We start from the raw sequence: 13,911 nt of genomic DNA, 5'->3' as shown, positions 1-13,911 counted from the left end.
CTGTGGCGAGCGGGCTTGTCGAATCGTCGCACCGCCCCTCCCACAGTTGGATTGCATTGCAAAGTGGATCAGATAACGAACCTGGCCACCATCCCATTCAAATCCACCGCCAGGCGCGACAGCTCATGGCTGGCGGCGCTGGTCTGGTTGGCGCCCGCCGCCGATTGAGTCGCCAGGTCGCGGATGTTGACCAGGTTGCGGTCCACTTCGCGTGACACCTGGGCCTGTTCTTCCGACGCGCTGGCGATCACCAGGTTGCGTTCGTTGATCAGGCTGATGGACTGGGTGATCTGCTCCAGGGCCACACCTGCAGCGCGGGCCATTTCCAGGGTGTCCTGGGTGCGCTGGTTGCTCTGTTGCATCGATTGCACAGCCTCACCGGTGCCGTTCTGGATGCCGGCGACCATCTTCTCGATTTCCTGGGTCGACTGCGCCGTGCGATGGGCCAGGGCGCGCACTTCGTCAGCCACCACCGCGAACCCGCGTCCGGCCTCACCGGCGCGGGCCGCTTCGATGGCCGCGTTGAGCGCCAACAGGTTGGTCTGCTCGGCAATCGCCCGGATCACGTCCAACACCTTGCCGATGTCACGGCCCTGAGTGGCCAGGCCTTCGATCATCGCGGCGGTGTTTTGTACGTCCTGGGTCATGGTCTGAATCGCGCCGACGGTTTCCACCACACGGTCGCGCCCCAGCCGCGCGGCCTGGTTGGACTGGTTGGAGGCCTCGGAGGTGGACACCGCATTGCGCGCCACTTCTTCCACCGCCGCCGTCATCTCGTTGACCGCCGTGGCGGCCTGGTCGATTTCATTGTTCTGTTGCTGCAGGCCCCGGGACGCTTCCTCAGTCACGGCGCTCAACTCTTCCGCCGCCGAGGCCAATTGCGTGGCCGAGCCGGCGATATGCTGGATGGTCTGGCGCAGGTTGGTTTGCATGGTCGACAGGGCGCTGATCAGGCGCGCAGGCTCATCCCGGCCATTATCTTCAATGACGCTGGTCAGGTTGCCACCGGCGATGGTTTCGGCCACGTCCAAGGCTTTGCGCAATGGCGTGACGATGCTGCGGGTCAAGAGCCAAGCCAGCAGCACGGTCAGCAACGCGGCGGCGACCGATACGACAATCACGCCGGTGATGGCGTCCGAGTAACTCTGCCCGGCGTCAGCGTCGGCTTGCTTGGCACCGGCCGCGTTGATGGCGATCAGTTTGTTCAGTTGCTCGCCCATCTGGTCGGTCCCGTCCTTGATGCGACTGTTGATCAGGGCGCGCATTTCATCGACCTTGCCTTGCCTGGACAGGTTGAGCATCTCGGCCTGAGCCTTGAAATAGTTGTCCAGCGTAAGGACAAACGTCTTATACAGCGCCACCTCATCCGTGCCCTGGGGCAGCGCCGCATAGCCAGCCTGTGCGGTTTTGACCTTGTCGACCAATACGCCGATGCGGGTTTCAGCTTCCTGCAGGGCCGCGGGTTCACGGTTGACCAGGACGCGAAACGACAGAATGCGCATGCGCAGCACGTTTTCCGTCATGCTGCCCAGGTACGTCACGCTGGGCAGTTGGTTCGCGCTCATGTCCAGCGACGCTTGGCGCATCAGTGTCATGCGGTTGACCGCAAACACTCCCAATAAAACCACTAGGACCGCAATGAATGCGAAACCGAGAGATGCTCGAGGGGCAATATTAAGGTGACGAAGGGACATAGGTGGGCTCTCAAAAGGTGTGTTTGCGTGCATCCCTGCCGCGAAACGATCCGCCGACGGCAACGCGCGGCTCAGACCTTGGCCACCACTGTTGTTGTTGATCGGTGGGCCTATAAGAACTATCGGCCGGGTTCGGCGTTTTGCGCAGGGCTTTCATGAATATTTTTTTACACTTCTGACGCTCGGAGCTTTCTGGCATCCTGCGCCTCCCTTTTCTGACCCGAGCCCTCATTTTGTCTGACGCTCAAGCCCCCCGCCCCCGCTATAAATCCGACCTGATCTATGGCCTGGAAGATCGCCCGCACTTCAGCGCAGCGATATTTGCCGCGTTGCAGCATGTGCTGGCCAGTTTTGTCGGCATCATCACCCCCACCCTGATCGTCGGTGGCGTGCTCGGCCTGGAAAGCGAAGTGCCCTACCTGGTGAGCATGGCGCTGTTTGTGTCGGGGCTCGGCACCTTCGTCCAGGCGCACACGTTCGGCCCCATTGGTTCGGGGCTGCTGTGCCTGCAAGGCACCAGTTTCTCGTTTATCAGCGTGATTCTCAGCGCGGGCTTCATGGTCAAGGCCCGGGGCGGCGGCACCGATGAGATCCTCTCGACGATATTTGGCATCTGCTTTTTTGCAGCGTTTATCGAAGTGGTGTTCAGCCAGTTCATCGGCAAGCTGCGCAAGCTGATCACCCCGGTGGTGACCGGCACCATCATTACCCTGATGGGCCTGTCGCTGATCAAAGTGGCCGTCACCGACATGGCCGGTGGCTTCGGTGCCAGCGATTTGGGCGCGGCGAGCAACATGGGCCTGGCCGCCCTGGTGCTGCTGACCATCGTGGTGCTCAACCGCTTCAATAACCCGTTCCTGCGCCTGGGTTCGATCGTGATCGGCCTGGCCCTGGGCTTTGCGGTGGCGTGGTGCCTGGGGCGCGTTGATATGGCGGCATTGCCCCAGGTGCCGCTGGTCAGCGTGCCGGTGCCGTTCAAGTACGGGTTTTCGTTTGACTGGGTGGCGTTTATCCCGGTGGCGGTGATCTTCCTGATTTCACCCCTGGAAGCGGCCGGTGACCTGACGGCCAACTCGATGATTTCCCAACAGCCGGTCAAGGGCCCGCTGTACATCAAGCGCATCAAGTCGGGCCTGTTGGCCGACGGCCTCAACTCGGCGATGGCCGCGACCTTCAACAGCCTGCCGATGGTGACGTTCGCCCAGAACAACGGCGTGATCCAGTTGACCGGCGTGGCCAGCCGCTACGTGGCGTACTTCATTGCCGGCCTGCTGGTGCTGCTGGGACTGTTCCCGATGATCGGCGCGGTGCTGCAACTGATGCCCAAGCCGGTGCTGGGCGGCGCGACCCTGATCATGTTCGGCACCGTCGCCGTGGCCGGGATCAAGATCCTCGCCGAAGCCGGGCTGCATCGGCGCAATGTGCTGATCGTGGCGATCTCCCTCGGCATGGGCCTGGGTGTGGCCGCCGTGCCGGAAGTGTTGCGCGACCTGCCCAAGGCGCTGCACAACATCTTCGAGTCGCCGATCACCGTGGGCGCGTTCTGTGCAATCCTGCTGAACATTTTCCTGCCGGAAGAGTTCATAGAGCTGGAAGAAGATGAATTTGATCCGGAGTCCTCTACCCTCAAAGTAATGCAGGACCCGGACGTCACGAAATAGGAGCACCTCCGTATGCGCAAGCTCATGGTTCTATCGCTGTTGCTGCTGAGCTTGAGCGCCTGCGCGCTGTTCCCCAACCGCGACCCGGTGAATATCAATGTGGTGGGCATCGAACCGCTGCAAAGCCAGGACCTGGAAGTGCGCTTCGCCGTGAAACTGCGGGTGCAGAACCCCAATGAAACGGCGATCGACTACAACGGCGTGGCCCTGGACCTGGAGGTCAATGGCCGGCCGCTGGCCTCAGGGGTGAGTGATCAGAGCGGAAGCATCCCACGTTTTTCCGAGACCGTGCTGATGGTGCCGGTGAGTGTGTCGGCGTTTTCCGTGCTGCGGCAAACCCTGGGCCTGAGCCAGACCCAGAGCCTCAACAACCTGCCCTACGTGTTGCGCGGCAAACTGGCGGGTGGCCTGTTCGGCACCCTGCGCTTTGTGGACCGTGGCACCCTGGACTTGCCGAATACAGCGACTTGGTAATGACCCCATGCAACCGACACTCTTCACCGAACGCCTGATCCTGCGCCCGCTGACGCTGGACGATGCCGAAGGGATCCAACAGCAATTCCCGCATTGGGACGTGGTGCGTTACCTCAACGCCCTGGTGCCGTGGCCCTACCCGGCCGACGGCGCCCGTTCCTATCTGGAGCACATCGCCCTACCCGCCATGGCCCGTGGCGAGGAATGGCATTGGTCGCTGCGCCTGAAAAGCGCGCCTGAACAGTTGATCGGCAACGTCAGCTTGATGGACGAGCAGGATAACAACCGGGGGTTCTGGCTAGGGCCGCAATGGCAAGGGCAAGGTTTGATGTCCGAAGCCAGCGCAGCGGTGACCGACTACTGGTTCGGCGTGCTCAAGCGCCCCGTGCTGCGGGCGCCCAAGGCCGCACCCAACCTGGGCTCACGGCGTATTTCCGAACGTACGGGCATGCGTTTGATCAGGACGGATGAAGGTGAGTTTGTAGAAGGCACTTTCCCACGGGATATCTGGGAAATGACCCGCGAGGAATGGCTGGAAACCCCATCGCGCAAACGCTGAGGGCCAAAGGTGGGAGGCCCCACGACCTCTTCGACGTAGCGCTGTCGCGCAGCAAACTGGGACCTCTGTGGCGAGCGGGCTTGTCCCGCGTTGGGGTGCGAAGCCCCCCTGCTGAAGACAAATACGGTGTATCAGGCACTCCTCTGCGCCTGGTTTTGGGGCTGCTGCGCAGCCCAACGCGGGACAAGCCCGCTCGCCACAGGAATGCGGTCGAGCGAAATTGCTTATGCAAGGCTCAAGCCTTTAAGATTAATTTTTAATTGTTTAATATCAATAGCTTATCTTATATTTGATAAGATTTCCCCCCTCGCACCGTTCGACCGGGTTTCAGTCGGTGATATAGCGCACGCCCGGCTTGGCGCGTTCATCCACCACCAGCTCGAACACATCCGGCCGCGCGTAATGCCCCACCACGTCATAGTCGTAGCGCGCGCGCACCAGGTCATCGGTGTTGATCTGCGCGGTCAACAATCCCGCCTCACCCAGCAACGGCCCCGCCAGGATGTCGCCCATCGGGCTGACAATCACGCTGCCGCCGGCGATCAACGGGCGCTCTGAAGGCCAGTTGGCAACCTCAATGCCCAGCGCCTGAGGCGAGGCCTGCACCTGGCACGCGCTGACTACAAAGCAGCGCCCTTCGTGGGCCACATGGCGCATGCTCACCTGCCACATCTCACGCTCATCCACCGTCGGTGCGCACCACACCTCTACGCCCTTGGCGTACATGGCGGTGCGCAGCAGCGGCATCATGTTTTCCCAGCACACCGCACCGCCGATACGGCCTACCGCCGCGTCAATCACGGGCAAGGTGGAACCGTCACCCTTGCCCCAGATCAGCCGCTCGGTGCCGGTGGGCATCAGCTTGCGGTGCTTGGCCACCAGGCCACCCGTGGGTTCGAAATACAGCACGGTGCAATACAGGGTGCTGCCACTGCGCTCAATCACACCCAGTACCAGGCTGGCACCAGTACGTGCCGACAGGCCGGCCAGCGCCTCGGTCTCGGCGCCCGGCACATCGATGGCGTTGGCAAAATACCGCGCAAAGGCTTCGCGGCCTTCGGGCAGGCGATAGCCCAATTGGGTGCCAAAACCTTCACCCTTGGGGTAACCGCCGAGCAGCGCTTCGGGCATCACCACCAATTGCGCGCCGCTGCGCAGGATCTCGTGTTCATAGGCGAGAATTTGCGCCAGGGTATCGGCCTTGCCGCCAGGCAGGGAACCGATTTGCAGGGCCGCCACAGTAGAAACAGGCATCACGATCACTCCAGATAAGGGGGTTGCCCATTCTCCTGCGAGGCTCGATCATGAATAAAGCCCACCTCAGTGCTGAATGATATGAGCCAAATGAATATCGCCCAGGTCGACCTGAACCTGCTGAAAACTTTCGAAGCCCTGCACGATGAATCCAGCGCCAGCCGCGCGGCGTTGCGCCTGGGCGTCACCCAGTCGGCCATCAGTGCAGGTTTGCGCCGTTTGCGCGACGTCTATGGCGACCAACTGTTCGTGCGCACTGGCCGGGGCCTGGCGCCCACGCTACGGGCCAACCAGTTAAAACCGGTGATCAGCGAGGCGCTGGAGCGTTGCCGGCAGAGCCTGGCGATGGTTAATCCGGATAACCCGAACTATCAAGGCCGCTCGGTGGTGGTGGGCCTGTCCGATGACTTCGAGATCGCCTATGGCCGCCGGCTGATGGATGCCATCGCACAGCGCCTGCCGAAGCTGCGGGTGATTTTCCGCCAGACCCACAGCCAGATCGTCGCCGGCGCCCTGCTCGAGCGCACCCTCGACCTGGCGATTACCGCAGGCGGATTTGCGCAAAGCCGCTTGAGTCGACAGGTGGTGGGAGACGGTGATTACCGCTGCCTGGTGGACCCCGGCAGCCTGGCGCCGGGCCAGGTCGACATCAGCCTGGACGAGTTCGTCACGCGCGAACATGTGTTGGTGTCATCGGGCGGTTTTATTGGCATCACCGACGAGGGCCTGGCGGCGCGGGGGCTGAGCCGCCAGGTGTGCGCCTCGACCAGTCACTTTGCCGCGCTGCCGTTTTTGCTCAAGGGCAGCCAGGCGGTGGCGACCATACCCGGGCATGCGGCGCTGGCCATCGCCGAGATGACCGGCCTGCGGGTACTGCCCTGCCCGCTGGCGCTGCCGCGTTACCCGGTGGAACTGGGTTGGCGCACCCAGGCCCAGCTTGACCCGATGTTGCTCAAAGTACGCGAGGCGATTGCCGCCAGCTTTACTTCGCCGCCGCCATCAGTTTGTTGACTTCACTGCGCACCATGTTGGAAAACTCCGGCGGCGACATGCCGTCAAGTTCCGCGCGAACCCATTCGGACCACTTGCCCTTGCGCTTGGCGCGCTCACCGAACAACCGCGCGGCTTCGCCCTTGGCCTTGCCCAGGTTGGTTTGCCACAGGTCGTAGAGGCGGGACTTTTCATCTTCCAGCTCGGCGCGTTCGGCGAGGGTCTTGTTGGCGAGATTGAAGCTCATATTGAAATACCTGCTGCACAAATAGACGACATCTTACACTGTAGGTCGATTTTTCCGGATTTGGATTTTGTCCGGAGTCGCGCCCAAGCAAAAAAACTGCAACTTTTGCCGCCGCCCGGCACTCCATTGTTCACTGTCACATTCACCTGCAAGGAGTCACACAATGGCCCGCAAAACCGCCGCCCAAGCCGTCGAAGACCAAATCAAGGACCAAGCTTTCAGCGAACTCACCGCGCTGATCGAAGAGTCGGACAAACTGCTCAAGAGCAGCGCCTCCCTGGTGGGCGAAGAAGGCGAAACCCTGCGCGAGCAGGTCGCGATCAAACTCAAGCAAGCGCTGGACTCGGTATCCAACGTACGCGAGCGCAGCAAGCCGGTCGTCGATGCCACCGAAACCTACATCGGTGGTCATCCATGGCAGACCGTCGCCATCTCCGCCGGCTTCGGCCTGGTGGTTGGCCTGCTGTTGGGTCGTCGCAACTAACGCGTTCCGCATAGTTCTACGCATACGTAGCAGCTGGCGAGCGCAAGCGAGGCTGCGTCAGGCGCGCTGCCGATTCAGGCTCAAGGCGCGCCCGACGCAGCCTCGCTTGCGCTCGGCAGCTGCTACGGATTTGCGCGGTGTTGGATAGGACGGTCTCTACGTCGCCCAGTCGCGTAGCTGGTTCAAGGCCTCCAGATCCACCACGACCCCCTCCTCCATCGACTTCGCCCGTGTGCGATGACGTCGATCCCCCGGCAAGCGCCGCAACCCCGCCGCATGCATCTGCCGCACCAGCTCCTGGCTGCGCTCTGCGAAGCTTTGCCCGGCGGTTTTGCTCGGGTCGATCACGATCAGCAATTGGCCGGTCCAGGGCGTGCGCGCGCCAGGGTGGTCGGCCCAGTTGAATTCGAAGGAAAAGTTACCGCCGGTCAAGGCCGCCGCCAGCAGCTCGACCATCATCGACAAGGCCGAGCCCTTGTGCCCGCCGAACGGCAACAGCGCACCACCCTCCAGCACAGCCTTGGGGTCGGTGGTGGGCTGGCCGAGGCTGTCCACCCCCATGCCCGGCGGCAAGCGCTCGCCTTTGCGCGCAGCAATCTGCACGTCGCCGTGGGCAATGGCGCTGGTGGCCAGGTCGAAGACAATAGGGGCGCCATCGGCACGCGGCGCCGCGAAAGCAATGGGGTTGGTACCGAACAAAGGACGGTCGGCGCCATGGGGCACGACGCAGGTCATGCTATTGACCACGCTCAGCGCTACCAACCCGTCCTCGGCAAAGGGTTCGACATCGGGCCACAGCGCGGCGAAGTGATGGGAGTTGTGGATCGCCAACAGCGCAATGCCGGCACTGCGCGCCTTGGCCACCAGCAGCGCGCGCGCGGCCTCGAGGGCCGGCTGGGCGAAACCATTGCCGGCGTCCACCCGCACGAAACCGGATGCGACATCCGTGACCACCGGAGTGGCCTTGCCATCGACCCAACCGCTGGCCAGCGTGCTGAGGTAACCGGGGATACGGAAAATGCCATGGCTATGGGCGCCGTCGCGCTCGGCACTCGCGCAATTGCGCGCCAGGATCGCAGCCACTTGCGGCGACGTGCCGTGCTTCACGAACACCGCGTACAGCAACCCCACCAGGTCGTTGAAACCGATGAGCGCTGTAGCGTTTTCAACTATCGGGGACTGGGCAGACATCTGTAGCTCCGATTTTATAATTGGAAGAGACAACAAGAATCCAGACCGTGGATTAAACAACGCCGCATGTGCCTGCTGTCAACGGGCGCATGACGCCGTCTTCAGTTATCTACCGCAACGAGCGCGGCGGCGGCATCTACCTTGGGGGCTCATTACCATGACCTGAATGGAGAGCGCCCCATGGCCACCGTCACCCCTCCCTATTTTTTCGATGAGTTCCTGCTGCCAACCCGACGCAAGCAACCGACGCCACGGGAGCGTGCCCTGGGCTTCACGGTGAAGGATCTTGATTGGCTGCACACCCTGTACTACGCCACTGAGACGGCACGCACGGACCTGGCGGCGGTGACCTACCCGATGAAGGTGGAAAGACTATTGATCAGCGCGCCGGGCCAAACCGCGATCCCGATAGCGGGCGCCTTCATGATGAGCCCGACACCCGACGACGACAAAGCCGTGTTGTACACCCCTTATGGCGGCCTGGAAGTATTCGAGAACCGCGCCGTGCTGCTCAGCGAAGTGCAAGAGCGATTGAAACAACCGAGCCAGCGCACCGACCTGCTGCAATTCCTGTCGATTGGCGCGCGTGACGCGCTGCCGGTGAAGGTGCACCTGACGGTCACGGCTGCCGCCATCCAGGGCGCCGTGATGGAAGACCAGAAGAACACCCTCCTGGCCAACCAGCAAAAAAATGCACTGGCCCTGCTCGACGAGTTGCGCAAACTCCCCAGCCTGAACGGGATGCTCGATACGTTGCTCGGGATCATGGCCCGTTCTTATTTCCCTGGCCTTAACCAGGCCGACACTCGCGTGAACTTCTTCAGCCGCGCGTCCGATGGCGAGGACAGCCGCTGGATCGACTCGTTACCGCTGCGCGACGCGCTGCTGCGGTTTTATGTCTCCCATGCCTGGCCGCTCGACCAGACACATTCGTTTTTCAACATAGCCCACGACACCCACGCCTTCACCCAGGAACAACTGGCCGAGGACCAGCAACGCTGGGACAGCGTGGTCGAACAAACCAGCGGGATTCTTTCAAAGCTGTTGACCAGCCTGCTGCTGACCTACTGGAATGAAGACTTCAACGGTGGCCAGTCACGTCGGCAATTTTGCGCCCGGGTCATGAGTGACAAGTACCGCGCCGACCTGTTGTTCAAGCACCAGGACATGATCCTGTCCACCGATGAAAGTCAAAAGCTGCGAGCCCTGTTCCTTGCGGACCCCATCTCGCGCACCGCCTTCGCCGGCCAGTTGAATATAGAAAAAGTGCGGGTTCACGCGCCTTTTCAACACTACGTCGAACTGGGCGGCGCCCTGATGATCAGCAATTCCCAGGCTTACCTGTACACCCAATCGCGCGGTTTGCAGGTGCTTCAGGATCTGAATGACCTCAAGGACGTCCTGCTGACCATGCTCAAAGCCGCCGGGCATGAAGATGAGCTGCTCAACTTCCTGTCGCTGGACGAGCGCAGTGTGTTTATTGGCATGGATCACATTGAGGTGAGCGGTAATCCCGTTGCGGGCGATGTATTTGTTGAAATGGTCGAGGACATTCTCACCAAGCAGTTCAACAACCTGGAGTATGCACTGGGGCTTTATCGGCGTAGTGCAGGCGAGATCGACCTGGCCGCGCTGCTCGACAGCGCCTTGGACGTGCGCACTATGCTCGACAGTCGCTTGGTGGAACTGGACGCGGGCGGGCGCTGGAGCCTCCATCCCATCACCACTGGCAATGGGCGCCCCTCCACCGTGCATGCGGAAAAGGCCAAGGTGCATCTGCAACGACTGCAAACCGTCGAAGCGGCCATGTCGCTGGAGCGCAACAAACTACCGACCTTGCGCGACCTGGCGGCCCATGCGCTGGACGCGGAACTGGCCAAACGACGGCTGGACCTCAACGCCGACGATGTCTGCCTCAATACCTATGCCACGCATGCCAGTGACCGCGAAGAGCGCGTGCCCCAGGCGTCTTCAAGCATGGTGGAGCACTTTATTGCGCGCCTGGCCAAGCAAGCCTTTGCGCTGACCGACTCGCCCTTGAGCGGGCTCTACGGCAGGCGCAGCGCGGGCGTCGCCAACAAGCTGCAAAACCTGACAACCACTGGCTTCAATGCAGTGATCGAACAGGTCCTGACTACCTTTGCAGAACAGGACCTGCCTGGGCTACCACACCTGTTTCTGGACAATAACCGGGCACACCTCAGCCATGGAATGTTGCAGGGGCTGAGCGGTGAAGCGTACCTGAGGCAGCTGCAAAAAAGCTTGCCGCGCCCCGCTCTCGCCCTGCTGGAAAGCGTTCTGCACGCCGACAACATGACCCGCCTGACCCGCCGAGGCCTCAACGGGTTCATACCGGATGCGTTTGGCTTGACCGTCAAGATCGGCGCTGATACCGACCCCCAGGCCCTGGCCAATTGCTTTGTGCTGACCGAGCGAGGCGGCATAGATCCGGACCATTCAGGGACGGCAGTGCTGTGGACACCCCGTTGCGGTTATGAGGCGTTTGCGTCGATCAAGCTGTTGCGCGAAGCCCTGGAACAACGCTTGCTGGATCCCCTGGCGCGGTTACCCCTGATGGAGAATCTGCCGGTGTCCAGGCGCGTCCCCCATCAGGCTTGGCAGCTCGGACCGCTGCGACGTATCGACGACCACCTGTTGCATAATCGCCAACAGACCTACAGCGATTTCACGCGCGACGAGATTGACCATCTGCTCTCGATGAAGCTGAACGCCAAGCGTTTTCAGGACTGCATGGACAGCTTTATCCGTCGCGCACCGCCGACCAACCTGCCCAGGGGGATCGCCCTGGCCCGTACCATGATCCACCAACAGGCCCTGCCGGTATGGCTGGGCATGGCGCGACCCGATGCGCAAATCCTGCATGCTGAACTGATTGAGCAGTACCGCATCAGCGGCGCGGATGAGCGCGACTACCTGCACAACATCACGCCGATGCGCGAACGGGCCAAGCGCACCCTATCCAGCCTGCTCAATGCGCGTTTTTCCGGGCAGGTCGTCAACCCGGACAATGTGCTGATTCCCGGCCGTATCGAGCTTGAGGGCCACACTCAGACCCTGACGGACTTCGCCCTGCGGCACTTGCCTGAGCTACGCGCCGAGGATATCCGGCCACAATCGCGAACAGCCACGCCTTTGCCGGCGACACTGGACGGCAATGCCATCGTCCAACTGGTTCGACAACTGGACCTCAAAAGCCTTTACCAGCAACAGCTGACCCCCCTCCTCAAAGGCCAGACCGAAGAAGCCCGCAAGCGTTTCCAATTGTTCTGTCGGCAGTTGCCCTGGCAATTGTTGCAACACGCCCATGAACAGACACTCCAGGAGCGGCTGTCCGCATCGGCCTGGAGCTTCCTCCGGCAAGTCTTTGATATGCCCGATGCTGTGGCCCGCTCCGCCGTGGCGGGCGTAACTGCGATCATCCGCCCCCTTGAACTGATCGCCACCTCGGGTGCTTCGCTGGCCAACGCCTTGGGTTGTTACCTGATCGGCCCGAAAGCCGGCGCTGCTGGACCTCTGGTGCTGTATGCGCCCTACAGCCCAAAACATCTATTGAAGGAGTACGCAAATGAAACCGCGTTGCTCAATGAATTCACCACCCCCGGCGCGCTGCAGGACTGGGTAATCGGCCAGATGCACGATCCCCATCAAGCCACTTACCGCAATTTGTTGGGCCAGCGCTGGAGCAAGGAACACGCGGAAATCCGGCTCGGCACCTCGCCGATCACCGGCAACCTGCTGAACCAGCTGTTTCAAGATAATATCGAGGTGCTGCTGCGGATGCTGGCCACTCAGTTCTCCCCGCTGGGCAAGGCGCAATGGAGCGCAATCACCAGCCTGTTCACCGAGGGAATCCCCAAAGGCCTGCAGTTCATGGCTGGCAAACTGGCCTACCCGCTGGTGGTGTGGCGCAGCTATAAACTCTTCAAGGCTTCCGCTGAAGACCTGCAGCAACACCGCTGGCAACACGCGCTCAAAACCTTCGCCGGTGGCGTGGCCGAGTTGGCGTCCTTACGCAAAGAGCTGGACAAACTGTTGCCCCAAGCCTCCTCGACCGAGGAACACACTACGCTGGAGCAATGGTTCCAGGCGCCTGCGCCCCGCGCGCCCACACTCGCTGACCTGGACCTGACCGCCCCTGGACGTACCCAGTTGCAAGTGTTTGAAGAGCATGACGTTGCCCTGGACGAACTGGAGCAAAGCACGCGAACCAACCTGTATAAGGATGCGTCCGACACGCGTCATTTTGTGCCGCTGGCGGGCAAGGTATACCCGGTGAAAAAAGCCGGTGAGCACTGGCGCCTGAGCCAGGGCGAGCTGGCGGGCCCTTATGTGCAACGCAATGCCCAGGGCGAGTGGACGCTGGACCTCGATCGGCATCACCCGCGCTTCGGCAAAACCCTGAGTCGTTACGCAGGCAGGGCTTACACGTGGGCAGCCGAACGGCAGGCCATCAATATCGAAGCCGTGGGCATACGGGAAATTGCCGCATTATCCAGCTGGAAAGCCCAGTGTATCGACGAAGCGCTCAACGTGGCGACGTACTATGCGGTCACCTGTAAACGCAACCTTCTCCACTTTACGACACGACGGGAGCCCAACAGCCGGCTTGGGCGGTTTTTCAGTGAATTATTCGGCATCGTCACGCTGACGCCCGATCAGGTGCAGCGAATCGAGCGGCGCATCGATGAGGTACTCGATGAACTGACGAACCACACCCTGATCGGTCCCGACTCTCAACGTTTTGTCAGTGGCACCCATCGCTATAGCCCAAGGGATACCTTTGCCTTCGTGGTGCCCGAAGACGCAGGGCAGAAGATCTATTTGCTCGACCGCTTTTTCGACCCGCCCATGGATATCTACCAAAACCGCTTGAATACGCCGTTCAATATCTCGGCCCATGCACGGGCAACCGTATTGATCCACGAAATAACGCACCTCAAATCCTTGACCGAAGACCTGGCTTACCTGGACTCCATGCGGCCGTTCCACGACCTGATCAACGTGAACATCAGTGGTGCCCAAGTGATGCAGACCGACCTTGCCGACTTGCGTGATACCGCGCTCTCGACCCTGACCCCCGCGACCTTATTGTTCAAGACCTGGGACGAGTTCACCCAGCACTGGGAAGACTTCGGCAGCAGCGGCACAACGTCGCTGCTCAAGGACAAAGTCCTGAGCACCACTGGCTGCCGGAGTCTTGAGGACGCACGGTCAATGTTCATGAGCAATGCCGACAAACGTATCGATACGATTCTGGCCAACGCCGATTCCGTCACTTATCTGATCAGTCAACTCGGCAGGGAACTGGATGCGGGAGCCTGAGCAGGCTCCCGGCG

10 protein-coding genes are annotated in these 13,911 nt (G+C 61.4%); 6 read left to right on the top strand and 4 right to left on the bottom strand.

Annotation, left to right across the window (positions count from 1 at the left end; all coding sequences use genetic code 11):
* Nucleotides 1-68: 68 nt before the first annotated feature.
* On the bottom strand, nt 69-1,694 hold the full coding sequence (locus AB1462_RS26605) for a methyl-accepting chemotaxis protein (RefSeq protein WP_367248370.1): 1,626 nt from the start codon (nt 1,692-1,694) through the stop codon (nt 69-71).
* Between the two features lie 233 nt (nt 1,695-1,927).
* On the opposite strand from AB1462_RS26605, the gene AB1462_RS26600 reads away from it, so the two are divergent.
* Genes AB1462_RS26600 through AB1462_RS26590 form a run of 3 tightly spaced genes read left to right on the top strand, consistent with a single transcriptional unit; the run spans nt 1,928 to nt 4,388 of the window.
* Nucleotides 1,928-3,355, top strand: a complete 1,428-nt coding sequence (locus tag AB1462_RS26600; protein WP_367248368.1) for a nucleobase:cation symporter-2 family protein — start codon at nt 1,928-1,930, stop codon at nt 3,353-3,355.
* A gap of 12 nt (nt 3,356-3,367) precedes the next feature.
* On the top strand, nt 3,368-3,829 hold the full coding sequence (locus AB1462_RS26595; RefSeq protein WP_259193808.1) for an LEA type 2 family protein: 462 nt from the start codon (nt 3,368-3,370) through the stop codon (nt 3,827-3,829).
* 7 nt (nt 3,830-3,836) lie between these two features.
* Nucleotides 3,837-4,388 (top strand): GNAT family N-acetyltransferase, encoded by a 552-nt coding sequence (locus tag AB1462_RS26590; protein WP_367248366.1) that lies wholly within the window; start codon nt 3,837-3,839, stop codon nt 4,386-4,388.
* Between the two features lie 327 nt (nt 4,389-4,715).
* On the opposite strand, the gene AB1462_RS26585 is transcribed toward AB1462_RS26590, so the two are convergent.
* Nucleotides 4,716-5,642 carry a carbon-nitrogen hydrolase family protein gene (locus AB1462_RS26585; RefSeq protein ID WP_090405212.1) on the bottom strand — a complete coding sequence of 309 codons (927 nt, stop codon included), beginning with the start codon at nt 5,640-5,642 and terminating at the stop codon, nt 4,716-4,718.
* A gap of 90 nt (nt 5,643-5,732) precedes the next feature.
* On the opposite strand from AB1462_RS26585, the gene AB1462_RS26580 reads away from it, so the two are divergent.
* The gene (locus AB1462_RS26580; protein WP_367248365.1) at nt 5,733-6,653 is read left to right on the top strand and encodes a LysR substrate-binding domain-containing protein; all 921 of its coding nucleotides are present in this window, start codon (nt 5,733-5,735) and stop codon (nt 6,651-6,653) included.
* Here the strand turns inward: AB1462_RS26580 and AB1462_RS26575 are convergent.
* Nucleotides 6,625-6,879 carry a hypothetical protein gene (locus tag AB1462_RS26575; protein WP_053135090.1) on the bottom strand — a complete coding sequence of 85 codons (255 nt, stop codon included), beginning with the start codon at nt 6,877-6,879 and terminating at the stop codon, nt 6,625-6,627. The two genes, AB1462_RS26580 and AB1462_RS26575, sit on opposite strands and share 29 nt — an antisense overlap.
* A gap of 163 nt (nt 6,880-7,042) precedes the next feature.
* On the opposite strand from AB1462_RS26575, the gene AB1462_RS26570 reads away from it, so the two are divergent.
* Nucleotides 7,043-7,363 carry a YqjD family protein gene (locus AB1462_RS26570; RefSeq protein WP_016979401.1) on the top strand — a complete coding sequence of 107 codons (321 nt, stop codon included), beginning with the start codon at nt 7,043-7,045 and terminating at the stop codon, nt 7,361-7,363.
* A gap of 156 nt (nt 7,364-7,519) precedes the next feature.
* Here AB1462_RS26570 and AB1462_RS26565 read toward each other — a convergent pair whose 3' ends face one another.
* Complete coding sequence (locus tag AB1462_RS26565; RefSeq protein WP_090405224.1) at nt 7,520-8,554, bottom strand: Ldh family oxidoreductase; 1,035 nt, start codon at nt 8,552-8,554, stop codon at nt 7,520-7,522.
* A 180-nt stretch (nt 8,555-8,734) separates the two neighbouring features.
* On the opposite strand from AB1462_RS26565, the gene AB1462_RS26560 reads away from it, so the two are divergent.
* Nucleotides 8,735-13,897 (top strand): DUF6543 domain-containing protein, encoded by a 5,163-nt coding sequence (locus AB1462_RS26560; RefSeq protein WP_367248362.1) that lies wholly within the window; start codon nt 8,735-8,737, stop codon nt 13,895-13,897.
* Nucleotides 13,898-13,911 lie beyond the last annotated feature (14 nt).

Source organism: Pseudomonas sp. SB113 (assembly GCF_040754745.1).
GTDB lineage: Bacteria > Pseudomonadota > Gammaproteobacteria > Pseudomonadales > Pseudomonadaceae > Aquipseudomonas > Aquipseudomonas grimontii.
Note: the sequence above shows the minus strand (reverse complement) of the source record. Positions and strands in the feature narration are given on the sequence as shown.

Coding starts and splice junctions, on each gene's coding strand:
- AB1462_RS26560 (WP_367248362.1), top strand. CDS start 8,735: ATGGCCACCGTCACCCCTCCCTATTTTTTCGATGAGTTCCTGCTGCCA.
- AB1462_RS26595 (WP_259193808.1), top strand. CDS start 3,368: ATGCGCAAGCTCATGGTTCTATCGCTGTTGCTGCTGAGCTTGAGCGCC.
- AB1462_RS26575 (WP_053135090.1), bottom strand. CDS start 6,879: ATGAGCTTCAATCTCGCCAACAAGACCCTCGCCGAACGCGCCGAGCTG.
- AB1462_RS26605 (WP_367248370.1), bottom strand. CDS start 1,694: ATGTCCCTTCGTCACCTTAATATTGCCCCTCGAGCATCTCTCGGTTTC.
- AB1462_RS26585 (WP_090405212.1), bottom strand. CDS start 5,642: ATGCCTGTTTCTACTGTGGCGGCCCTGCAAATCGGTTCCCTGCCTGGC.
- AB1462_RS26590 (WP_367248366.1), top strand. CDS start 3,837: ATGCAACCGACACTCTTCACCGAACGCCTGATCCTGCGCCCGCTGACG.
- AB1462_RS26570 (WP_016979401.1), top strand. CDS start 7,043: ATGGCCCGCAAAACCGCCGCCCAAGCCGTCGAAGACCAAATCAAGGAC.
- AB1462_RS26580 (WP_367248365.1), top strand. CDS start 5,733: ATGAATATCGCCCAGGTCGACCTGAACCTGCTGAAAACTTTCGAAGCC.
- AB1462_RS26565 (WP_090405224.1), bottom strand. CDS start 8,554: ATGTCTGCCCAGTCCCCGATAGTTGAAAACGCTACAGCGCTCATCGGT.